The sequence below is a fragment of the Micromonospora sp. NPDC047740 genome (genome assembly GCF_043204735.1).
Classification (GTDB): domain Bacteria; phylum Actinomycetota; class Actinomycetes; order Mycobacteriales; family Micromonosporaceae; genus Micromonospora.
Genome location: NZ_JBIDCT010000012.1, coordinates 15,218 through 37,037, shown reverse-complemented (window position 1 = coordinate 37,037; position 21,820 = coordinate 15,218). Strand labels below are relative to the sequence as shown.

Annotated in this window: 21 protein-coding genes and 1 tRNA gene; 12 read left to right on the top strand and 10 right to left on the bottom strand. The window is 72.0% G+C overall.

Going from position 1 to position 21,820, the window contains the following annotated elements; all coding sequences use genetic code 11:
- Positions 1-9: 9 nt before the first annotated feature.
- On the top strand, positions 10-696 hold the full coding sequence (locus tag ACGF4F_RS22385) for a PASTA domain-containing protein (protein WP_357434482.1): 687 nt from the start codon (positions 10-12) through the stop codon (positions 694-696).
- 3 nt (positions 697-699) lie between these two features.
- On the opposite strand, the gene ACGF4F_RS22380 is transcribed toward ACGF4F_RS22385, so the two are convergent.
- Together ACGF4F_RS22380 and ACGF4F_RS22375 are read right to left on the bottom strand one after the other, a co-directional pair.
- The gene (locus ACGF4F_RS22380) at positions 700-1,146 is read right to left on the bottom strand and encodes a hypothetical protein (protein WP_357434483.1); all 447 of its coding nucleotides are present in this window, start codon (positions 1,144-1,146) and stop codon (positions 700-702) included.
- 100 nt (positions 1,147-1,246) lie between these two features.
- Positions 1,247-1,531, bottom strand: a complete 285-nt coding sequence (locus ACGF4F_RS22375) for a hypothetical protein (protein WP_387421698.1) — start codon at positions 1,529-1,531, stop codon at positions 1,247-1,249.
- 709 nt (positions 1,532-2,240) lie between these two features.
- Here ACGF4F_RS22375 and ACGF4F_RS22370 point away from each other — a divergent pair.
- From ACGF4F_RS22370 to ACGF4F_RS22360, 3 genes are all read left to right on the top strand, one after another.
- The gene (locus ACGF4F_RS22370) at positions 2,241-3,122 is read left to right on the top strand and encodes a helix-turn-helix transcriptional regulator (RefSeq protein ID WP_073836915.1); all 882 of its coding nucleotides are present in this window, start codon (positions 2,241-2,243) and stop codon (positions 3,120-3,122) included.
- A complete protein-coding gene (locus ACGF4F_RS22365; RefSeq protein ID WP_357434485.1) occupies positions 3,092-3,313 on the top strand; it encodes a DUF397 domain-containing protein in 222 nt (73 codons plus the stop codon). Before ACGF4F_RS22370 ends, ACGF4F_RS22365 begins: the two co-directional genes overlap by 31 nt.
- Before the next feature lie 157 nt (positions 3,314-3,470).
- Positions 3,471-3,872 (top strand): hypothetical protein, encoded by a 402-nt coding sequence (locus ACGF4F_RS22360; protein WP_357434486.1) that lies wholly within the window; start codon positions 3,471-3,473, stop codon positions 3,870-3,872.
- Here the strand turns inward: ACGF4F_RS22360 and ACGF4F_RS22355 are convergent.
- Complete coding sequence (locus ACGF4F_RS22355; RefSeq protein WP_357434487.1) at positions 3,840-4,481, bottom strand: hypothetical protein; 642 nt, start codon at positions 4,479-4,481, stop codon at positions 3,840-3,842. The genes ACGF4F_RS22360 and ACGF4F_RS22355 overlap by 33 nt on opposite strands.
- A gap of 214 nt (positions 4,482-4,695) precedes the next feature.
- Here ACGF4F_RS22355 and ACGF4F_RS22350 point away from each other — a divergent pair, with 214 nt between their 5' ends.
- Complete coding sequence (locus ACGF4F_RS22350; protein WP_357434488.1) at positions 4,696-6,681, top strand: S8 family serine peptidase; 1,986 nt, start codon at positions 4,696-4,698, stop codon at positions 6,679-6,681.
- Between the two features lie 96 nt (positions 6,682-6,777).
- On the opposite strand, the gene ACGF4F_RS22345 is transcribed toward ACGF4F_RS22350, so the two are convergent.
- The 3 genes from ACGF4F_RS22345 to ACGF4F_RS22335 form a co-directional block, all read right to left on the bottom strand.
- A complete protein-coding gene (locus tag ACGF4F_RS22345) occupies positions 6,778-7,587 on the bottom strand; it encodes a WecB/TagA/CpsF family glycosyltransferase (protein WP_357434489.1) in 810 nt (269 codons plus the stop codon).
- Positions 7,584-8,657: an NAD-dependent epimerase/dehydratase family protein gene (locus tag ACGF4F_RS22340; protein WP_073836911.1), complete on the bottom strand. Its 1,074-nt coding sequence runs from the start codon at positions 8,655-8,657 to the stop codon at positions 7,584-7,586. Before ACGF4F_RS22340 ends, ACGF4F_RS22345 begins: the two co-directional genes overlap by 4 nt.
- Before the next feature lie 107 nt (positions 8,658-8,764).
- Positions 8,765-8,850, bottom strand: a tRNA-Leu gene (locus tag ACGF4F_RS22335).
- Positions 8,851-9,087: 237 nt separating this feature from the next.
- On the opposite strand from ACGF4F_RS22335, the gene ACGF4F_RS22330 reads away from it, so the two are divergent.
- The 7 genes from ACGF4F_RS22330 (at position 9,088) to pknB (ending at position 17,960) form a co-directional block, all read left to right on the top strand.
- Complete coding sequence (locus tag ACGF4F_RS22330; protein ID WP_073836910.1) at positions 9,088-9,849, top strand: DUF3662 and FHA domain-containing protein; 762 nt, start codon at positions 9,088-9,090, stop codon at positions 9,847-9,849.
- A gap of 6 nt (positions 9,850-9,855) precedes the next feature.
- Positions 9,856-10,341 carry an FHA domain-containing protein gene (locus ACGF4F_RS22325; protein ID WP_357434490.1) on the top strand — a complete coding sequence of 162 codons (486 nt, stop codon included), beginning with the start codon at positions 9,856-9,858 and terminating at the stop codon, positions 10,339-10,341.
- The gene (locus ACGF4F_RS22320) at positions 10,338-11,774 is read left to right on the top strand and encodes a PP2C family serine/threonine-protein phosphatase (protein ID WP_357434491.1); all 1,437 of its coding nucleotides are present in this window, start codon (positions 10,338-10,340) and stop codon (positions 11,772-11,774) included. The genes ACGF4F_RS22325 and ACGF4F_RS22320 overlap by 4 nt, the downstream gene beginning before the upstream one ends.
- 85 nt (positions 11,775-11,859) lie before the next feature.
- Positions 11,860-13,290 carry an FtsW/RodA/SpoVE family cell cycle protein gene (locus ACGF4F_RS22315; RefSeq protein WP_387421732.1) on the top strand — a complete coding sequence of 477 codons (1,431 nt, stop codon included), beginning with the start codon at positions 11,860-11,862 and terminating at the stop codon, positions 13,288-13,290.
- Complete coding sequence (locus tag ACGF4F_RS22310) at positions 13,287-14,801, top strand: penicillin-binding transpeptidase domain-containing protein (protein ID WP_357434492.1); 1,515 nt, start codon at positions 13,287-13,289, stop codon at positions 14,799-14,801. Before ACGF4F_RS22315 ends, ACGF4F_RS22310 begins: the two co-directional genes overlap by 4 nt.
- Before the next feature lies 1 nt (position 14,802).
- Complete coding sequence (locus ACGF4F_RS22305) at positions 14,803-16,161, top strand: serine/threonine-protein kinase (RefSeq protein WP_393079894.1); 1,359 nt, start codon at positions 14,803-14,805, stop codon at positions 16,159-16,161.
- On the top strand, positions 16,158-17,960 hold the full coding sequence (gene pknB, locus ACGF4F_RS22300) for a Stk1 family PASTA domain-containing Ser/Thr kinase (protein ID WP_357434494.1): 1,803 nt from the start codon (positions 16,158-16,160) through the stop codon (positions 17,958-17,960). Before ACGF4F_RS22305 ends, pknB begins: the two co-directional genes overlap by 4 nt.
- Positions 17,961-18,131: 171 nt before the next feature.
- Here pknB and ACGF4F_RS22295 read toward each other — a convergent pair whose 3' ends face one another.
- The 4 genes from ACGF4F_RS22295 to ACGF4F_RS22280 are packed head-to-tail and all read right to left on the bottom strand — an operon-like array spanning position 18,132 to position 21,749.
- A complete protein-coding gene (locus tag ACGF4F_RS22295; RefSeq protein ID WP_357434495.1) occupies positions 18,132-18,782 on the bottom strand; it encodes an aminodeoxychorismate/anthranilate synthase component II in 651 nt (216 codons plus the stop codon).
- Between the two features lie 5 nt (positions 18,783-18,787).
- On the bottom strand, positions 18,788-19,069 hold the full coding sequence (locus ACGF4F_RS22290; protein WP_393079889.1) for a hypothetical protein: 282 nt from the start codon (positions 19,067-19,069) through the stop codon (positions 18,788-18,790).
- A 2-nt stretch (positions 19,070-19,071) separates the two neighbouring features.
- Entirely contained in the window at positions 19,072-20,946 is a 1,875-nt protein-coding gene (locus ACGF4F_RS22285) for a class E sortase (RefSeq protein ID WP_393079886.1), read from the bottom strand.
- The gene (locus ACGF4F_RS22280) at positions 20,943-21,749 is read right to left on the bottom strand and encodes a DUF881 domain-containing protein (RefSeq protein ID WP_357434498.1); all 807 of its coding nucleotides are present in this window, start codon (positions 21,747-21,749) and stop codon (positions 20,943-20,945) included. Before ACGF4F_RS22280 ends, ACGF4F_RS22285 begins: the two co-directional genes overlap by 4 nt.
- Positions 21,750-21,820 lie beyond the last annotated feature (71 nt).

Below are 21,820 nucleotides of genomic sequence, written 5' to 3'. Positions count from 1 at the left end.
GACGTGCCGATGAGCGACGACCGCCAGGAGCCACCCGCCGGGAACGACGACGCCACCCGGCCCCTGCCGCCGGATCGGAGCGGTGGCGCGGACGCGACCGCCTGGCAGGAGCCCTTGGCCGCCGCGCCGGCCTGGTCCGGCCGGGCCGGGGTGCCCCCGCCGCGCCCCGCCGGCTACCCCGAGCCCGGCACGGAGTGGTACGCCGAGGAGCAGTCCGGGCGCCGCTGGTGGATGCCGATCCTGCTCGGCATCCTGGCGCTGGTGCTGATCGCGCTGATCGGGTTGGGTGTCTGGCTGGCGCTCACCGCGGCGGAGCGGAACTCCGGGCCGCCTCCCGTACCCTCGGCCACCTCGAGCAGCGCGCCGGAGACCAGCGCGGCACCGACCACCACCGCGCCGAGCACGTCGCCACCGACCACTCCGCCCACCACCGCTCCCGCCCGGGTGCCGGTGCCGCCGCTGGTCGGGCTGCCGGAGGACGCCGCCCGGGCGGTCCTCGACCGGCTGAATGTGGACTACCGCGTGGTGCGCCGGCCGTCGGATCGGCCCGCCGGCACGGTGATCGAGACTGACCCGGCCGCCGGTGAGCTGGTCTCCGCAGACGATCAGGTCACGGTCGTGGTGGCGAGGGCCGGCGCGCCGACCACGGCCACCGCGACCCCGACACCCGGCCCGACGGCCACCCCCACCCCCTGAGCGTCACCACTGCCGGCGTCTGGTGCAGATCAGGCCCAGGCCGGCCAGTGAGATGCCGAGGCCCAGCAGCCCCGAGTAGAACAGCGACCGGCTGAGGTCCCTCGCGTTCGGCATGCCATCCGCGCCGGCCAGTACGCCCTCGCCGGCGCCGCCTCCCGCCCGATCCGGGGTGGTCGGTGCACCGGCGCCGGCCCCCGAGGCGCCGGCCCGGGGCGTACCGGCCCAGCCCGGCTCCGCCTCCGGGTCGGCGGGCGGTGCGCTGCCCTCCCCGACCACCGTGATCTCCGGAGCCGGTTGCGGCTCGGTCAACTGGTCGGTGGAGGAGAAGGCGGGGTGGCGGACCACGAGCGCGAGTACGGTCGCGGCGCCGAGGAGCGTCAGGAGTCCGAAGGTGTAGCCGATACGGGACCGGTGGTGCCGCCGCGCGGCGGGCAGATTGACCATGACCATCCCAGGTTCAGGGTCCGGGACGCGCGGGGTGGAGACTTCGCCGGGGTGGGCGTACCGATTCTATGGCGGCGGTAGCTGCCGCGACCCGGCAATCGGGAGGTCAGCCGACCCGGACCGGAGTCCGGACGACCGGCCGTCGGGTCCGTACGGTGTGGGGCCGTGGCGCCGGCGCGGCCTGGAGCTGCCGCAGCCCCGCCTGCTGTACGAAGATCGACCGCCGGTTGACCGCGTCCCCCGCCGCGTTCAACTCGTAGCCGTCGAGCCAGAGCCAACCGTCGTAGGTCGGCCAGTCGAGCACCCGGATCACCCGGAACATGATCGGTCGGAGGAACTGGACACTCGCCGCGCGAGTCACCTGCAGTACGTCACCGGAGCGGGGAAGCACATGGGCTCCTGGGAGGATCGGCCGGCGGGGAGCCGGCGGGGAAGCTGATCTGGGGGACATCTCCGGCCCGGTGACGGGGTCCTGCCGCGTGGGCCGGCTGATCAGGTGGTCGGTGTTGGTCGGGTCGTACCCGCGGTCACGGGCCGACGCCCGACCATCACCCGGCTGCTCCCGGTTACCGCTCCCACCGCCGCAGCCAAGCTGGCGTGCAGCGGCGGGGTCTTCACCCCGGGGCAGGTCGCGAGGCGCGGGACGGCTCCCCTCCCGCCGTCCCACCCCTCGTGGGATCACCACGCCGGGAGATCATGCGAAGACGGTGAGTAACCCGTGCCATATCGACAGAGTGCACCAGCGGCGTGCTTCATGCAAGTTGCACGTCGAGTTTTGCCGATACGCGAGCAGGACACGTGAACGGGACGCTTGAAGCGCGTGCCATCCAAACGGCACACTGGACGCCGGTTTCGCCCGTCGCGGCCGGTCGACGACCGGCATCACCCCCTGCCGCGAACGACCGCCCGCCGTACGACGGCCGCGCCCCAGCGGGTGTCGCATCGGGCGCGATCGACCGGAGGTGGTCGGGTGAGCGAGCGGATCGAGCGAACCGTGATGCTCGGCGGCGCGGTGCGTCGCGACGCCGCGGGGTGGAGCGAGGCGGCAGCGTGAGCACGAGCAGTCAGCATCCCCGTCCAGCGGGCCGCGGAGCGGCGTCGTGAGCGAGCGGCGCAGCCCGACCATCCGGCGTCGACGGCTGGGGGCGGAACTCCGCCGCCAGCGGGAGGCCGCCGGCATCACCATCGAGGTGGTCGCCGAGCAGTTGGAGTGCTCGGCCTCCAAGATCTCCCGGATCGAGACCGGCCACACCACGGCCACGCCCCGCGACGTGCGGGACATGCTCCGCATCTACGGGGTGGTCGGCGCCGAGAGCGACGAGCTGGTGCAGATCGCTCGCGAGGCGCGGCAGAAGGGATGGTGGCACCCGTACAGCACGGTGCTGGTCGGGGCGTACGTGGGGCTGGAGGCGGCGGCCAGCTCGATCCGGGCGTATGAGCAGCAGGTCGTGCCGGGCCTGCTGGAGACCGAGGAGTACGCCTCGGCGATGATCCGGGCCGCCCGGCCCGACTTCACCGCCGAGGAGGTCGCACAACGTGTCCGTGTCCGCCTCGGTCGTCAGTCGTTGCTGACTCAGGACGATCCGGTCGATCTGTGGGTGGTGCTCGATGAGGCGGTGCTGAGCCGGCCGGTCGGCGGCGACGCGGTGATGCGTGGCCAGCTGACCCGGCTGGTGGAGGTGGCCGAACTGCCGAACGTGACGTTGCAGGTCCTGCCCTTCGAGGCGGGCGCACACGCCGGCATGGACGGGACCTTCACGATCCTCAGCTTCCCCGAACCGAGTGATCCCGATGTCGTGTACGCGGAGAACGCCACGGGTGGGCTCTTCCTGGAGAAGAGTGACGAACTGCAGAAGTACAGCTTCATCTTCGATCACATCCGAGCAGCAGCCATTCGCCCGGAGGAATCAATCGCACACATCGCAAAACTGGCAGAGGAGCCACTGTGGAAATGGCGACCAAGGAGTTCCCCGTGGACCTGACGCAGGCGACCTGGTTCAAGAGCTCCAAGAGCGGGCCGAACTGTGACAACTGCGTGGAGGTCGCATACGTGACCGGGGCGATCGGCGTCCGGGACTCGAAGGACAAGACGGGCCCCGCCCTGGTCTTCGCCCCGGGCGACTGGCACGCCTTCGTCGCCGGCGCCAGGGACGGTGTGTTCGTCCGGGACTGATCCGGCGACCCGGACCGCGTGCATGGTCCCGCCCGGCAGCGTCGCCGGGCGGGACCATTCCGTGTTCCGAGCCGGCCCACTCCGGCCGCCCGTCGCCAGTTCCGTTCCGCCTCGTTGAACCGCACAGATCGGCAACCGAACGAGGCAGGCGAGACGGATGACGACGATCGGTTCAGAGAACCTCACCAACGGCCCGGGCAAGCCGGAGCGGTTCGGAGGCAAGTACCGCGGGGCGCGTCGGGACACCGTCCTCACCGAGGTGGTCTCCACCGACGCCGAGGTCGGGGGACGGGAAGGCGACGCCCCGGAGCAGAGCTCCCCGCCGCTCTCCCTGCCGTCGCTGGATCCGAACCCGCTCACCGAACCGTCGTTCCCGCCGACCGGCTGGCCGTTGGAGCCGGCCGAGTCCCTGGCGGACCACCCGCTGCTGCGCGGCCTGCTGATGGAACTGCCCCCGCGCGGCAGCGTGCCGCCGCCCGGCTGGCTGGACCGCTGGTTCGAGGCGACCCGGGCGATCCTCGAACTGCTATACGTGCAGGGGGCCAGCCGCTCGCGCTGACACCGGGACCGCCGGCGTCGGTGTCGCCGGCGGCTGCGCCGGCATCGTGGCCAGCGGCTGCGCCTGCTCGGCGAGCCGGTTGTGCCGCAACGCGTGGCGTACCCCGATGGCGAGGACGCCGAGCACGCCGACGGTGATCGCCGGGCCGGCCACGGCGGGGGTCGCGAGCAGGTCGACGCCCCCGGCCGAGATCACGGCCGGGACGACGGCGAGCGCGGTCACCTGGAGCGGAAGCCCGATCAGCGGGTGCGCCGCGGCGGCGCGCAGCCCGTGCGGGGCCGGGGTGTCCGGTGCGGCGGTGAAGGCACCCGCGCCGGCCCGTAGCCGCCGTACCCGCCGGAGCGTGCAGACCGCGACGACCAGCGCCGGGGCCGCGGCGAGGGTGAGGCCGCCGGCGGCCCGGTCGATCGGCGTCGTCCCGGCGCTCTGCAGGCCCAGGACCAGCACCGCCGCCGTCAGCACCAGGCCGGCCAGGGTCAGCCCGGACAACCATCCGGTACGTCGGCGCAGGGCGCGGGCGCGGTCCAGCCGGGGCAGTCCGTCCGCGACGACCCCGGCGGCCAGCCAGGTGGCGGCGACGGGGAGCAGCACGGCGAGATGGTCGTCCATGTCTCTCAGCTTTGCCCAGTTCGGCCGGCATCGAATCGGGGCACGACCCCGGTTGGCCCCGTACCTCGTCCCGTAGGGGCCATCCCATCAGCGTTATTGAGAATTCGACATCTTCACATTGGCGACTCTTCGATCTAGCCTCTTCTCGATCGGTCGACGTCGATCTGCCTGTCCCCGGCGGGCCGACCTGCGCCGGTCGGAGGGAGGTAGGGAGATGGTTCTCCCACACAGGTCCGTACTCGTCGGCGTAACCGCCTTGGCAATGATCACGGCGGCCACGCCCGCACTGGCCGCCGAACCCCGCGGAGTGATCCGGAACGGTGGCGGTGCCACCGCGGTGGCCGACAGCTACCTCGTCGTTTTCAAGGACAGCGCCGTCGCCGCGACGGGCGTCGGCGACACCGCGCAGCGGCTGACCGCCCGGCACGGCGGCACCGTCGCGCGGACCTGGACGGCCGCGCTGCGCGGCTTCGAGATCCGGGTCGGTGCACCGGCCGCCGCGCGGATCGCCGCCGATCCCGCAGTGGCGTACGTGGAACAGAACCACGTCATCTCGATCGCCGGCACCCAGACCAACCCGCCGTCCTGGGGCCTGGACCGGATCGACCAGCGGAACCTGCCGCTGAACAGCTCGTACACCTACCCGAACACGGCCACCAACGTCCGGGCGTACATCATCGACACCGGCATCCGGACCACGCACAGCGACTTCGGCGGCCGGGCCAGCTGGGGCACCAACACCGTCGACAGCAACAACACCGACTGCAACGGCCACGGCACCCACGTCGCGGGCACCGTCGGCGGCTCGTCGTACGGGGTGGCCAAGGGCGTGCAGCTGATCGCGGTCAAGGTGCTCAACTGCGCCGGCAGCGGCACCACCGCCGGGGTCGTCTCCGGTGTCAACTGGGTGACCCAGAACGCGGTCAAGCCCGCGGTGGCCAACATGAGCCTCGGTGGCGGCGTGGACACGACCCTCGACACGGCGGTGCGCAACTCCGTCAACGCCGGCATCACCTACGGCCTGGCGGCCGGCAACGACAGCGGTGCGAACGCCTGCAACACCTCACCGGCCCGGGTCACCGAGGCGATCACGGTCGGCTCGACGACCAGCACCGACGCGCGGTCGTCGTTCTCCAACATCGGCACCTGCCTGGACATCTTCGCGCCGGGCTCGTCGATCACCTCCGCCTGGAACACCAGCGACACCGCCAGCAACACGATCAGCGGTACGTCGATGGCGACCCCGCACGTGGTCGGCGCGGCGGCGCTGGTGGCCAGCGCCAACCCGTCCTGGACGCCGCAGCAGGTCCGCGACTACCTGGTGAACAACGCCACCAGTGGCGTGGTGACCGACCCGGGGACCGGCTCACCCAACAAGCTGCTCTACGTGGTCAACGGCACGCCGACCAACGACTTCTCCGTCTCGGTGTCGCCGACGTCCGGCTCCACCGCACCGGGCGGCTCGGTGACGGCCACCGTCAGCACCGCCACCACCAGCGGCTCGGCCCAGTCGGTCAGCCTCTCCGCGAGCGGCCTGCCGACCGGTGCCAGCGCCTCGTTCAACCCGGCCACGGTGACCTCCGGCGGCTCCTCCACCCTCACCATCACCACGTCGACCAGCACCCCGGCCGGCAGCTACCCGGTGACGATCAGCGGTACGGCCGCGTCGGGCACGAAGACGGCCACCTACACGCTCACCGTGGGCAGCGGTGGTGGCTGCACGGGTGCCGGGCAGAAGCTGGGTAACCCCGGCTTCGAGTCGGGTAACACGGTCTGGGCGGCCTCGTCCGGGGTTATCGGCCAGTACGGCGCCAGTGGCCAGCCGACCCACGGTGGCACCTGGAACGCCTGGCTGGACGGTTACGGCACCACCCACACCGACACGCTGTCGCAGTCGGTGAGCCTGCCGGCCGGCTGCTCGTCGTACAACTTCAGCTTCTGGTTGCACATCGACAGCGCCGAGTCGACCACCACCACGGCGTACGACACGCTGCGGGTGCAGGTGCTCAACTCCTCCGGCACGGTGTTGGCGACCCTGGCCACCTACTCGAACCTGAACAAGGCCGCCGGGTACAGCCAGAAGTCGTTCTCCCTGGCCGCGTACGCCGGGCAGACCGTCACGCTGAAGTTCACCGGCAGCGAGGACATCTCCCTGCAGACGTCGTTCGTGATCGACGACACCGCGGTCAACGTCTCCTGAGCCAACCTTCCCACCGGCGTCCGGCGGTCACCTCTCGGTGGCCGCCGGGCGTCGTTGCCGGCTCCTGCACGAGGTGCCGGCGGACCGATTCCGGCGTCAGACGTCGAAGCCGGCGGGGCGCTGGGTGGCCGGTGCCGGCGGGGCCGCCTTCCACAGGCCGGTCTTCTGCGCGGTCAGCCGGGCCAGGTAGGCCGGGTTGAGGATCACGTACCGGCGCCAGAGCCGCTTCGGCTCCAGCCCGAGCCGCCAGAACCACTCCAGCCCGGCCCGCTGCATCCACGGCGGCGGGTTGCGCAGCAGGCCGGCGTGATAGTCGAACGCCGCGCCGACCGCCATCAGCGGCATGTCCAGCAGCGGGCGCATGGCGTAGGTGAAGACCTCCTGGCGCGGGCAGCCCAGCCCGACCAGGACCAGCCGGGCGCCGCTGGCCTTGATCCGGTCGGCGATCTCGACATCCTCGCCCGGCTGCAGGGACCGGAACTTGGACGGCTCGACTCCGGCGATCTTCAGCGCCGGAAACTTCCGCTCGAGGGCCGGGACCAGCCGGGACAGGGTCGCCTCGGTGGAGCCGTACAGGTAGACCGGCAGTCCCTCGTCGGCGAACCGGGCGAGCACCCGGAGGGTGAGCTCCGGGCCGTAGACCCGGTCGGTGAGCCCGGCGCCGTGCAGCAGGTTGAGCGCCCAGCGGACCGGCTGCCCGTCCGGGGTGACCACGTCGAACGCGTTGAGCCGGGCGTTGTGCGCCGGGTCGAGCACCCCGGTCATCACGCCGTGCACGGCCAGCGCGGTCAGCGCCAGCGGACGGCGCTCCTGCGCCGCCGCGACCACCGCCTCGGTCGCCCGGGCGTAGTCGGTCGCGTCGACGAGTACGCCGAGCACGTTCCGCTTGGTGCTGCCGGTGGTCATGCCTTTGGCACCCACTTGTCGACGTTCGCGTCGTAGATCTCGCGGAGGATCATCGGCACGTCGTAGGTGATCTTCCAGTTCGGGTAGTGCTCCTCGAACCGGGCCATGCTGCTGACGTACCACTGGTGATCGCCGGTGCGGGCCTGTTCGACATAGTTGATCTTCGCCTCGTGACCGGTGATCTCCTCGGCGATCCGGAACGCCTCGATGTGCGAGGTGTTCGAATGCCGGCCGCCACCCAGGTTGTAGACCTGGGCCGACCGTGGCTCGCGGAAGAACGCCTCGAAGGCGGTCAGCACGTCCCGGGAGTGGATCGCGTCCCGGACCATCTTGCCCTTGTAACCGAAGAGGTTGTACGTCCGGCCCTCCATGACGCAGCGCATCAGGTAGGCCAGGAAGCCGTGCAGTTCGGCCGCCGAGTGGGCCGGGCCGGTCAGCGTGCCGCCCCGGAAGCAGGCGGTCCTCATGTCGAAGTACCGGCCGTACTCCTGGACCATCACGTCGGCGGCGACCTTCGAGGCGCCGAAGACCGAGTGCAGCGACTCGTCGATCGACATGTCCTCGGTGATGCCCTGGTGGTAGGGGTGATCCTCGGGCAGTTCGTACCGGGTCTCCAGCTCGACCAGGGGCAGGCTGTTCGGGCGGTCGCCGTAGACCTTGTTGGTCGAGCAGTGGATGAAGGGCGCCTCGATGGCGTGCCGGCGGGTGTTCTCCAGCACATTGAGGGTGCCGCCGGCATTCACGTCGAAGTCGGTGTACGGCTCCTTGGCGGCCCAGTCGTGGCTCGGCTGCGCGGCGCTGTGGATCACGACGCCGATGTCCGAGCCGTACTTCTTGAAGACCTGCTCCAGGCCGTCCCGGTCCCGGATGTCCACCGCGTAGTGGGTGTAGGCGCTGCCCAGTTCGGCGGCGAGCCGATCCAGGCTCCAGGATGTCGATCCGTCCTCGCCGAAGAAGTACCGCCGCATGTCGTTGTCGATACCGACCACATCGAGACCGAGGCCCGCGAAGTGGCGGGCCGCCTCAGAGCCGATCAGACCGCCGGAACCGGTCACCAACGCGACAGTCACACGCCACTCCTGATCGATAGGGGGCAGGGAAACCATCGGAGCATAGCGTGACGTCCGGCATGCCCCGATATGGCGCGAGGGCCCCGCTATGTGCGGAGCCCTCGTGATGGTGGGGAAGGGGGGAGTTGAACCCCCACGCCCTTTCGGGCACACGGACCTGAACCGTGCGCGTCTGCCATTCCGCCACTTCCCCGTGGCCTTGACCTGGAACACCGTAACTCATCCCGGTCCCACCGTCTGCGGCAGGTGCCGAGACATATTACGCTGTTCCCGGTCATCGCTACGAGCGATCACCGTTCGTGGCGGACGAAACTGTAGCACGACCGCAGGGCCGGCCACGAACGGGCCGCCGGCAGCCGGCCGAGCGGCGTGTGAGCTGCGGAGGCGGTGTCCGGATACCATCATTGCCTCGGAACCCGAGGAGGAGCCGGTGAGCGTGCTGCAACGCTTCGAGAAGCGTCTGGAAGGCCTGGTCGAGGGGGCCTTCGCCAAGGTCTTCAAAGGGGTGGTCCACCCCGTGGAGATCCTCAACGCCATGCAGCGGGAGGCCGAGGCGCACAAGGCGATCCTGGCCGGTGGGCGCACGTTGGTGCCCAACCGCTACGTGATCGATCTCTCGCCGTACGACCACAGTCGGCTGGCGCCGTACGCCGCCGCGCTGGCCCAGGAGTTGGCCCAGTCGCAGGCGGAGTTCATCGGCGAGCAGGCCTGGACGGTCTACGGCGACGTGATCGTCGAGGTCGAGCGTGGCGAAGGGCTGGACACCGGGATGTTCCGGGTCACCGCCGAGGTCTACACCGGCGGCGACGTCGCCCCGGTCTCCGCGCCCGGCGGCTACGACGCCGGCCCGGCCTACCCGTCGTACGACCAGGGTGGCGGCTACGGCCCGCCGCCGGGGCACGGCGGCGGTCGCAACGTCCGGCTGGTCTCCGGTGACGGCCGCACGTACCCGCTCCAGATGGGCTCGACCGTGATCGGCCGCGGCGACCAGGCCAACCTGCGCCTGCCCGACGTCGGCATCTCGCGGCGGCACGCCCGGCTCGACTTCGACGGCGGCCAGGTCGTGCTGACCGACCTCGGCTCCACCAACGGCACGATGGTCAACGGCCAGCGCGTCTCCGCGGTCGCCCTCAACCCGGGCGACATGATCCAGTTGGGCACGACCACCCTGACCTTCCGCGTGGACGGCTGATCCGCCTTGCCGGAACTCGTCATCACCGTCGCCCGGTTCGGGTTCCTCATCCTGCTGTGGATCTTCGTGTTCACGGTGGTCGGGGTGATCCGTCGAGATCTCTTCGCGGGGGCCCGGTCGGGTCGGCTGGTGGCCGCGCCGCGCGCGGTCGGGGCCTCGACCGGGCAGGCGGCGAGGCCGGCGAAGGTGAAGCGGGGCAGAGCCGCGCACCAGCTGGTGGTCACCGCCGGCCAGCTGGCCGGCACCCGGATCACCCTCGGCGAGTCGCAGATCACCATCGGCCGGGCCGAGGATTCGACGCTGGTCATCACCGACGACTACGCGTCAGCGCGACACGCCCGGCTGGTGCCGCGCGACGGGCAGTGGTTTGTCGAGGACCTCGGATCGACTAACGGCACCTACCTGGATCGCGCTAAGGTCACCGGACCGACCCCCGTCCCCCTCGGCGTGCCGATCCGGATCGGCCGCACCTCCCTCGAATTACGGCCATGACTTTGACCCTGCGCTATGCGGCCCACAGCGACCGCGGTCTGATCCGAGACGGTAACCAGGACTCCGTCTACGCCGGGCCGCGGCTGCTCGCCGTCGCCGACGGCATGGGCGGCATGGCCGCCGGTGACGTCGCCAGCAACATCGTCATCGGTGCCATGGCGCCACTCGACGAGGACGTCCCCGGGGACGCCCTCGTCGACGCGTTGCGTTCCGCCGTGGGCACCGCCAACCAACAACTCCGCGACACCGTGGACGCCAACCCGCAGCTGGAGGGGATGGGCACCACGCTCACCGCCACCCTCTTCTCGGGCAGCAAGCTCGGCATGGTCCACATCGGCGACTCGCGCGCCTATCTCCTGCGGAACGGCGAGTTCGCGCAGATCACCAAGGACGACACGTACGTCCAGATGCTCGTCGACGAGGGCCGGATCAGCGCGGAGGAGGCGAGCAGTCACCCCCAGCGGTCGCTGCTCACCCGGGCGCTGGACGGCCGCGACATCGACCCGGAGTACAGCGTCCGCCAGGTGCTCCCCGGCGACCGCTACCTGATCTGCTCCGACGGGCTGTCCGGCGTGGTCAGCGCGGACACCATCGCCGACACGATGCGCGAGTACGCCGATCCGCAGCAGTGTGTCGAGCGCCTGGTTCAGCTCGCCCTGCGCGGCGGCGGCCCGGACAACATCACGGTGATCATCGCTGACGCCACCGACCAGGACATCGTCGAGGCATCCCCGATCGTCGGCGGCGCCGCCGCCCGGGACCGGGGCATGGCCACCTCTGCGGACGGGTCCACCCCGGCGGCCCGCGCCTCGGCCCTGTCCGCGCCGCGGCCGCCCGCGCCGGAGGATCCGGTGGACCGCGAGGACGAGCCGGAACGCCGTCGGCACCGCCCGGTGCGCACCGCGGCGATGCTGCTGGCGCTGCTGGTCATCCTCGGCGGTGGCCTCTTCGGTGGGTGGAGCTACACCCAGCGCCAGTACTACGTCGGCGCCACCGAGGACGGCAAGCTCGCGGTCTTCCGCGGGGTGCCGGGCCAGATCGCCGGGCTCGACCTGTCGAACGTGCACGCCACCAGCCCGGCCAAGCTGGACGACCTCACCCTGGCCGCGCAGGAGCAGGTGAAGCAGGGCATCCAGGCGAAGAGCGAGCCGGACGCCGAGCGTCGGCTGGCCGAGTTGACCAGCGACGATCCGGCCAACCCGAACCTCAAGCCGACCTGCCCGCCCAGCCCGACGGCGGTCGCGGTCAGCCCGACGCCGACCGTCTCCCCGACCGCTGTCCCGACCGGGACGGCCAGCCCGCTGGCCCCGGCCGTCAGCGCCACCGCCAGCGCGCCGGCCACCGCCCCGACCGCGCCCACCACCACGCCCGACGTCGCCCCCTCCGACACGGTCCCGCCGGTCGACCCGGCAGGCTGCCGGTCGCCGGAGTGACCGTCGGCTCGAGCCCGAGGACTCATCCGTGACCGCAGCCGCCGTACCGGCAACCTCGCCCGTCTCGACGGGCGAGCAGCCTGGCGTGCGCCTGGCCCGGTCCCGGCGTAACGCCGAGCTGTCCCTGCTCCTGCTCGCCATGGTGCTGGTGGCGGCATACTCGGCGACGGTCGAGGCGACCGTGCTGGACACGGTCACCCCGGACTTCTGGATCCCGGCCGCCGCGCTGGGGCTGGTCTTCCTCGGCCTGCACCTGATCATCCGCTGGCTGGCGCCCTTCGCCGACCCGGCGTTGCTGCCGGCGGTCGCCCTGCTCAACGGCATCGGCGTGGGCTTCCTGCGCCGTTACGACCTGGCCCAGGCCGCCCCGGCCGACCGGGAGCACCTCGCCATCTTCGCCGGTACGGGCGGCCGGCAGCTCGCCTGGACGCTCGCCGCGGTGATCCTCGCCGCCGCCCTGCTGGCGATCATGCGGGACCACCGGTCGCTCTCCCGGTACGCGTACACCCTGGGGCTGGCCGGCATCGTGCTGGTGATGATCCCGGCGGTGCTGCCGGCCCGGTTCTCCGAGATCAACAACGCCAAGCTGTGGATTCGGATCGGCGGGTTCTCGATCCAGCCGGGTGAGTTCGCCAAGCTCGCCCTGCTCGCCTTCTTCGCCTACTACCTGGTCCGCAAGCGGGAGGTGCTGTCGCTGGCCAGCCGGCGGGTGCTCGGCATCGACTTCCCGCGCGGGCGGGACCTCGGGCCGGTCCTGGTGGTTTGGATCATCAGCCTCCTGGTCCTGGTCTTCGAGAAGGACCTGGGCACCTCGCTGCTCTACTTCGGCATGTTCGTGGTGACGCTCTACATCGCCACCGAACGGGTCAGTTGGCTGCTCATCGGTCTGATCCTGTTCTTCGGCGGCGCCTACCTGGCCTACCTGCTGGGCGGGACGGTGGGCGGTCCATTCGCCAACTTCTACCTACGGGCGGAGATCTGGCTGGACCCGTTCGGTGACCCGTACGACAAGGGTTACCAGCTCGTCCAGGGTCTGCTCACGCTCGGTACCGGCGGCCTCTTCGGGGCCGGACCGGGCGGTGGCCAGCCGACCCTGCTGCCCGAGGTGCAGACGGACTTCATCTTCGCCGGCATTGGCGAGGAGATCGGACTCTTCGGCCTCTCCGCGCTGCTCGTGGTCTACCTGCTGATCGTCGAGCGGGGGCTGCGGGCCGCCCTCGCGGTGCGGGACTCGTTCGGCAAGCTGCTCGCCGGCGGCCTGGCCTTCACCCTGGGCCTGCAGGTCTTCGTCATCGTCGGCGGGATCAGCAAGCTCATCCCGCTGACCGGTCAGACCACCCCGTTCCTCTCCGCCGGTGGCTCGTCGCTGATGGCGAACTGGCTGCTCATCGCGGTCCTGCTCCGGGTCTCCGACGGCGCTCGCCGGCCGGTGGCGCCCGGTGGCCCGGCGGTCCGGCCGTCCGGCGGCCCGCCCGAGCAGCTGCACGGTGCTCCCACGGAGGTGATCCGGCCGTGAACGCACCCCTGCGCCGCGTCGGCGTGGTCGTGATGATCCTTTTCGGGCTGCTCTTCGCGAACCTGAACTGGATTCAGGCCTACAAGGCCGACGAATACCGCAACAGCGACTACAACGGCCGGGTCCAGGTCGCCGAGTACGAGCGCAAGCGCGGCAACATCGAGGTCGGCGGCACCGCGTACGCCCTCAGCAAGGAGACCGGCGGGAAGCTGAAGTTCCAGCGCAGCTACCCGGACGGCGAGATGTACGCGCACGTGCTCGGCTACAAGCCGGTCAACCTGGGCGACATCGGCATCGAGCAGGTCGAGAACGACTTCCTCGCCGGCACCAGCGACCAGCTCATCGGCGACCGGGTGAAGGACATGTTCACCGGGAACAAGACCGGTGGCGGCAACGTGCTGCTGACCCTCTCCAAGGGGGCGCAGGCGACGGCCTTCAAGCAGCTGCAGAACAACCGGGTCGGGGCCACCCGGGGCGCGGCGATCGCGATCGACCCGCGTACCGGGGCGGTGCAGGCGCTGGTCTCCATGCCGAGCTTCGACCCGAACCCGCTGGTCAGCCACGACACGGAGGCGGCCCAGACGGCGTACAACAAGCTCAACAAGGATCCGGACCGCCCACTGGCCAACCGGGCCCTGTCCGAAACCCTGCCCCCCGGCTCCACCTTCAAGATCGTGATGGCCGCGGCGGCCCTGGAGAGCGGCATCGGCCCGCAGACCGAGATCCCGGCCGGGTCGACCTACACCCCGCCGACCTCAGGCTCGCCGATCAAGAACGCCGCCACGACCATCTGCCCCGGGCCGACCGGCACCCCGGTGACCCTCAAGGACGCCGTCACCTTCTCCTGCAACACCGGCTTCGCCCAGCTCGGCGTAAAGCTCGGGGCCGACAAGGTCAAGGAGAAGGCCCGCCAGTTCGGCTTCGAGCAGGACGACCTCACCGTCGGGCAGCTCAACGAGGGCGGCCTGCCGGTGGCGGCCAGCCGGACCGGTGACATGCAGAACCCGGACGGGGGCACCGACCCGGCCGCGCTGGCCCAGTCCTCGATCGGGCAGAACAACGTGCGGATGACGCCGCTGCAGGGCGCGCTGATCGCCGCCTCGGTCGCCAACGGCGGCAGCCAGATGCGGCCGTACCTGGTCAAGCAGTTGCTCGCCCCGGACCGCACCACCAGCTACTACACCGCCAAGCCGCGCGAGCTGCGCCGGCCGGTGAGCGGCCAGGTGGCTGCCGACCTGCAGGACATGATGGTCAGCGTCGTCAAGAAGGGCACCGGCGAGAACGCCGCCATCAAGGGCTACACGGTCGGCGGCAAGACCGGTACCGCCCAGTCCGGCCCGGACACGCCCGACCACGGCTGGTTCATCGGCTTCGCGCTGGACAAGAACGGCACCCCGATCTCCGCCGTCTGCGTGGAGCTGGAGCGGGCCGGCAAGGGCGGCAGCGCCGAGGCGGCCCGGATCGCCGGCCGGATCATGGAGGCGGCCATCGCCGGCTCCGGAGGCCGCTGACATGCTCAGCCCAGGGGTGCAGCTCGGCAACCGCTACCGCCTCGACGAGCGGATCGCCAGCGGTGGCATGGGCGACGTCTGGCGCGGCACCGATCAGGTGCTGGGTCGTACGGTCGCCGTGAAGAGCCTGCTCCCCGCCCTGCTGGACGAGCCCGGCTTCGCCGAGCGGTTCCGCGGCGAGGCTCGGACCATGGCCACCATCAACCACCCCGGCGTGGTGGACGTCTACGACTTCGGCAGCGACCAGCAGATCGCCTTCCTGGTCATGGAGTACGTCGAGGGCGATGCGCTCTCCGCCACGCTCAGCCGGGTCGGGCGGCTCACCCCCGCCCGGACGATGGCCCTGCTCGCGCAGGCCGCCGACGCGCTCCACGCGGCCCACGAGAAGGGCATCGTGCACCGCGACGTGAAGCCGGGCAACCTGCTGGTCCGGCCGAACGGCACGCTGGTGCTCACCGACTTCGGGATCGCCCGTTCCGACCTGGTCGGCCAGCTCACCGCCGCCGGATCGGTGCTCGGCACGGCCTCGTACATCTCCCCGGAGCAGGCCACCGGCGCCGTCGCCACCCCCGCCTCCGACGTGTACGCGCTCGGCGTGGTCGCGTACCAGTGCCTCGCCGGCCGGCGGCCGTTCGAGGGGGACAACCCCCTCGAAATCGCCATGAAGCACGTCCGGGAGGCTCCCCGGCCGCTCCCCGCCGACATCCCGCCCCAGGTCCGCGCCATCGTCGAGCGGGCCCTGGCGAAGGACCCCGCGGCCCGCTGGCCCAGCGCCGCCGCCCTGGCCAGCGTGGCCCGGCAGGCCAAGCTCGCCCTGTCGCAGCAGGCACGTGCCGGCGGACGTCCCGGGCCCGTCTCCGCCGTACCCTCCTCGTCGGCGGCACCGGCGGCCCGGGCGCAGGTCCCGGCCGCGCCGCGACCGCAACCCCACCCGCCCACGGTGGCCGGCCGCCCGCCGGTCGCCGCCCGGCCGGCCGCGGTGGCACCGCCCGCCCCGCAGCCCCGCCCACCGCTGGCCCCACGCGGCGCGGCGACCGTCCCGCCGCCCCGGCAGCCCAACCCCCTCGGGTACGCCAGCCCGCCGGCCGCCCCGGCTCCCCGCGGGTCCCGGTCCGGGCGGTGGGTGATCGCGATCGTGGTGGCCATACTGGTCGTGCTCTGCTCGGGCGTGATTTCGTACAAGTACAAGAAGGGCACGTTGGCCGGGGACCCCGGCGCGCTTGCCCCGGTGAGCGTGACCTCCGGCGCGGTGCGGGCCCACGGAGGGGACGATCTGGTCCGGACGTCGTACCGTCGTGAGGTACGGCTCCAGCCGGCTGGCGGCGACACGACGACGAGCGAAGGACGAGAGACGCGATGACAGCGCAGGCCCGCCTGCTCGGTGGCAGGTACCAGGTCGGCGAGCTGCTCGGCTACGGCGGCATGGCGGAGGTGCACCGCGGTCGCGATCTCCGGCTCGGTCGGGATGTCGCGATCAAGATGCTCCGGGCGGACCTGGCCCGGGACGCCACTTTCCAGATGCGGTTCCGGCGTGAGGCGCAGAACGCCGCCTCGCTCAACCACCCGGCCATCGTCGCCGTGTACGACACCGGCGAGGAGACCGCGCCGACCGGCGAGACGCTGCCCTTCATCGTGATGGAGTTCGTCAACGGGCGGACCCTCAAGGAGGTGCTGGGCGCCGAGGGTCGGCTGCAGCCGCGGCGGGCGCTGGAGATCTGCGCCGACATGTGCGCGGCGCTGGAGTTCAGCCACCGCCACGGGATCATCCACCGGGACATCAAGCCCGGCAACGTCATGCTCACCCAGACCGGCCAGGTCAAGGTGATGGACTTCGGCATCGCCCGGGCGCTGGCCAGCGGGGCCACCACGATGACGCAGACCAGCGCCGTCATCGGCACCGCGCAGTACCTCTCCCCCGAGCAGGCCCGCGGTGAGGCGGTCGACGCGCGCTCCGACGTCTACGCGGCCGGCTGCGTGCTCTTCGAGCTGCTCTGCGGGCACCCGCCGTTCGTCGGGGACAGCCCGGTCAGCGTCGCGTACCAGCACGTGCGGGAGGCCCCGCCGACGCCGAGCAGCATCAACCCGGACGTCAACCCCGCGGTCGACGCCATCGTGCTCAAGGCGCTGTCCAAGAATCCGCTGAACCGCTACCAGAGCGCCGGCGAGATGCGGGCGGACCTGCTCCGTGCCGCCGCCGGCCGGCCGGTGCTGGCCACCCCGGTCATGCCCGCCGACGAGACCGCCCCGATGGCCCCGGCCGGGGCGGGGGGCTACCAGACGCAGGTGATGGGGCCGCAGACCCGGCAGCAGGTCCCGGCCCGGGTCGGCGACCCGCGCAAGCGCAAGAGCTCTGCCTGGGTGATCGCCACCTTCGCCGCGCTCGGCGTACTCGCGGTGATCGCCCTGGCCGCCGCCCTCTGGCTCAGCCAGGCCGGCGCCGACAAGGTCCAGGTCCCGGGGGTGCAGGGCAAGAGCCAGGTGGAGGCGCAGGCGGTGATCCAGCAGGCCGGGCTCCGCTGGGAGCTCGGCGACCCGGTGCAGAACGCCACCTGTGAAAAGGACACCGTCGTCGGCCAGAGCCCAGATCCGAACACCGAGGCGGCCAAGAACTCGGTGGTGACGCTCCAGATCTGCGGCGGCCCGAAGATGGCCACCATCCCGACCGGGTTGGAGAACTCCCAGTTCACGAATGTTGAGCAGCAGCTCAAGAAACTCGAACTCAGAGTCGACTCCGAGAACGTTGACAGCGGCCTGCCTAAGGGCATCGTCGTCAACGTCGATCCCAAGGAGGGCACCACCGTGCCGGTGGGCTCCACCGTCAAGGTGCAGGTCTCCAAGGGGAACGTCAACGAGGTGCCGGATGTCCGTGGCTACACCAAGGAACAGGCCATCAAGCGCCTGAAGGACGCCGGCTACGAAGTACGCACCCGGGATGGCGATCTGGTGCCGCCGGACCAGGCCGGCAAGGTGAGCGGACAGAACCCGAAATCGGGCACGAAGCTCCCCAAGGGCAGCACGGTTACCATCGATGTCGACATCCCCGAGCCGGAGCCGTCCGACTCGGCGACCGCGACGCCGGACCCCACCGGTTCGCCGACCGGGGGCGGCGGAGGCTTCCCCTTCCCGACCCCGCCGACGGCGTACAACGCCAGGCCGTGACGAATCGGGGCCCCGACCCCGTGTCGGGGCCTCGATTCGGTCGGGCCTTGGCCCATCATGATCGACTCAATGTCGCCGACATGGCGGCGTCCGAGTCCATACGACACCGCGATGTCGCGTAAGCGGAGTGGATCAAGCCGGGCGGCGGCGCCCGGGTCGGGGAGCTGACGGTCAGGCGGCGGCGAAGGCGGCCCGGCGGCGGGCGTCCACCTCGGCGGCGAGTTCCGGAGCCCGCTCCAGCGCCTCCGGGAAGCCGCACGTGGCCAGCCAGTTCGCCAGCATGAGGTGCCCGCCCTCGGTCAGCACCGACTCGGGGTGGAACTGGACCCCCTCGATCGGCAGGGTCCGGTGCCGCATCGCCATGACCACGCCGGAGCCGGTCCAGCCGGTGACCTCCAGCTCCTCCGGAAGGGTCTCGGGCAGCACGGCGAGTGAGTGGTACCGGGTGGCGGTGAACGGGTCGGGCAGGCCGGCAAGCACGCCGACCCCGTGGTGGCTCACCTCGGAAGTCTTGCCGTGCAGCAGCTCGGGCGCCCGGGTCACGGTCGCGCCGAACGCCTCACCGATGGCCTGGTGGCCGAGGCAGACCCCGAAGAGGGGCAGCTTGCCGGCGTACTCCTTGATGACGTCGAGGCAGATGCCGGCGCGGTCCGGGCTCCCCGGCCCGGGCGACAGCAGCACGCCGGCCGCGCCCACCCGGCCCACCTCGGCGACGTCGATCTCGTCGTTGCGCCGGACGTCGCAGTCCACGCCGAGCTGGCCGAGGTACTGCACCAGATTGAAGACGAACGAGTCGTAGTTGTCGATCACCAGGACGCGCATCGGAGTCACCTGTTCGGGGTGGGGGGCGGGGCGTTGTTCGTCTCCGTGCTGTACGGGATCTCCTCGTGGCTCGGGGTCACCCCCGGGTCGTTGAGCCCGCCGCCCGAATCCTCACCCGGTACGCCGGACTCCTGGGTGACCTGCACGTCGTCGAAGGGGAGCAGGGGCTCCGCCCACGGGAAGACCACGAACCAGAGCAGGGCGACCGCCGCCGCGGTGAGCAGCACCGAGCCGGCCAGCTTGCCCGCCAGCCCGAAGGGGAGTTTGCGCCAGATCCACCCGTACATCGTCAACCTTCCAGCTCGGCCGGGCGGCCCGCCGACTTCGCCTGCACGTGGTCCAGCCGGGCATGGATGATCAGCCGCTGGTAGTTGTCGAACTTGGGGTTGCAGGTGGTCAGGGTGAGCAGCTTCTCGGTCGGCTTCGCGCCCGGTTTGCCGGGCACCGGGGCCACCACCTCGACCTGGTTCGGCCGGACGATGCGCTGCTCGTAGACCTTGTAGACGAACCAGTCGCTCTTGGACTCCACCACGATGTTGTCACCGGTGCGGAGCTCGTCCAGCCGCCAGAAGGTGGCCCGGATGCGGTGCCCGGCCACGGAGAAGTTGCCCACCTGGCCCGGCAGGGCGCTCTTCGGATAGTGGCCGGGGGCGTACCGGATGTCGGCCGGGCTGACTCCCTCGACCACCACCCAGTGCTTGTCGAACTTCGGGATGTAGAGCCCGGCGACCGGCTTGCCCTCCGCCGGTGGCGTGGGCTTCGCCGCGGGCGCGCTCGGGCTGACCGTCGGGTCCCCGGTGGGCCCCCACTCCTGGGCGAGCTGGCTGTTCAGGTCGTTCTGGTGGGCGTCGACGATCACCGTCTTGCCCCAGATCTCGTACCCGGCGAAGAGCAGCACCACCAGGCCGAAGGTGATCAGCAGTTCGCCGGTGCCCCGCACGACGGTACGCAGGCGGGAACCGACGGTGGGCCGGGTCAGCTCCGAGTAGACGCTCTTGTAGCCCTCGCCGGTCTGCTCGGGGCGTAGCTGCACCACCCGCTCGCCCCGACGGGGCGTGGGCGGCGCGGCGGGGGTGTCGGGCTCGTCGCCGGAGTCCTGGACGGGGGGCACCGCACCCATCAGCGCGGTCGAGTCCAGGGCCGGGTTCCGGGCCGGCCGGTTCGGGACAGCGGGGATCAGGGCGGTCGCGCCCGGGTCCGCCGGGGCGCCGGCCGGTCCACCCGGGCCGCTCCCGGTCGGACCCGCCGCCCGGGGGACGCCGGCGGCCGGTGACCCGCCCCGAGGGGCGGCGCCGGCCGCGTCTCGGCCGGGCCGTCCGGTCGGCGGAACGCCATGGCCCTCGTACGGGTGCCCGGCGGAGCGGCGTGCGGGTCGGTCGCCGACCGGGGGGATGAACGCGGTCGGCCCGTCGCCCGGCGCGGCCGGTCGTACCGCCGCGGTGTCGAACCCGCGGGCGACCGGCTCGTCGGGGGCGCGGTGGCCCGGTACGTGCGTAGGGAGCCCGGGCGCGCCGGTGGGGCCGTCCGCCCGGCGGGTGCCGGGGCCATCGGGGGCGCGGTGCCCAGGCGCGGCGGTGGGACCCTCTGTCCGGCGGGCGCCGGGGCCGTCGAAGGTGCGGTGGCCGGGCGTGGCGGTGCGGCCCTCCGGCCGGCCTGCGCTCGGCTCGTCGGCGGTCCGGCGGCCCGGCGTGTGGGTGCTGAGCCCTGACCGGGCGATGGGGTCGTCGCCACTCCAGCGGCCCGGCGCGGTGCCCCCCGGGCCCGGCGGCCCCGGCCGGCGGTCGAACCGGTCGTCGGCTGTGTTGGTGCGTGGGCCGGCGGTGGCCGGGTCCGCCGGCCAGCGGCTGGCCGGCTCGGCGGGGCCGCCGGCCGGCTGGATGTCCGCCCAGCTGCCCGAGGCCGGCTGGCGGGGCTCGTGGTGGCGGCGCTCCGGGCCGGCGGCGGGCGCCGGCGGGCGGGCCTGTGAGTCACCGGTCCAGGGCGGGGGCGGGGACGGGAACCGGGCGGCCGGCCGGCCGCCCGGCGCATCGAGCGCCTCCGCCTCCGGCCAGGGCAGGTCGAGCGCGGGCCGGGCCGGGGGCGGTGCGGGCCGGTCGACCTTCGGGATGAACGCGGTCGGCCCCTCGCGGTCGTCGTGGCGCTCCCGCGCGTCCTCCGGCCTCACTGCAGCACCTTCGCGGACTGGAGCGCGGTCGAGTCCTCGAACGCCGGCACGGTGACCGTGGAGGCGGTCTCCTTGTACCCGAGCTGGTAGTGGTCGACCGCTTCCCTGAACAACCGGACTCCCTCGGAGGCGGCGAGCGCGCGCTGAAGAGCGGCGGGGTCGCCGATTGCCACGATCTTGAACGGAGGGGAGTACACCCGGCCGTGCAACAGCAGGGTGTTACCGACGCAGCGTACCGCGCTGGTGCTGAGGACGCGGACGTCCATGATTGACATCGCCTCGGCTCCACCCGCCCAGAGCGCGTTCACGACCGCCTGGACATCGCCCTGGTGGACGACCAGGTCGTCATTGCTGGCACCTTTGGGCAGGGCCTGGTCGGCCCGCCGGGGCGCGTCGTCCAGCTCGATGGTGACCCCGGTGCCGGTGAGCGCGGTGAACCCGGCAGCCTGCCGGCTGGCGGCGGCCCGGTCGCGCTGGGCCTTGATCGGGCCGTCGGTGTCGGCCAGCGCGGCGGTCTGCTCCTCGACCTCGGCGCGCAGCTCGGCGGCCTGCTTCTCGCTCGCCGCAACCTCTTCCCGCCGGTCCTCGATCAACTGGGTGAGCTGGGGCCGGCGGTCCTCCCGCAGCGGCGTGCCGCCGGCGGTGGTCGCGGTCGTGGTGAACAGCAGCCCCGCCGCGGCGGCGATCAGGGGTACGCCGATCGACCAGCCCGGGCGGCGTTGCCGCGGCCGTCGGGGCAGCAGGCCGGCGACCGCCCGCCGGAGGACCTTCTGCCAGGAGGCGGCGCCGGACGTGTACTCCACCGGGCGTTCCCTTTCCCGTCGTCTCGTTCCGGTCCGCGTCGACCCGGACCGGTGTGTTCGACCCGAAAAGT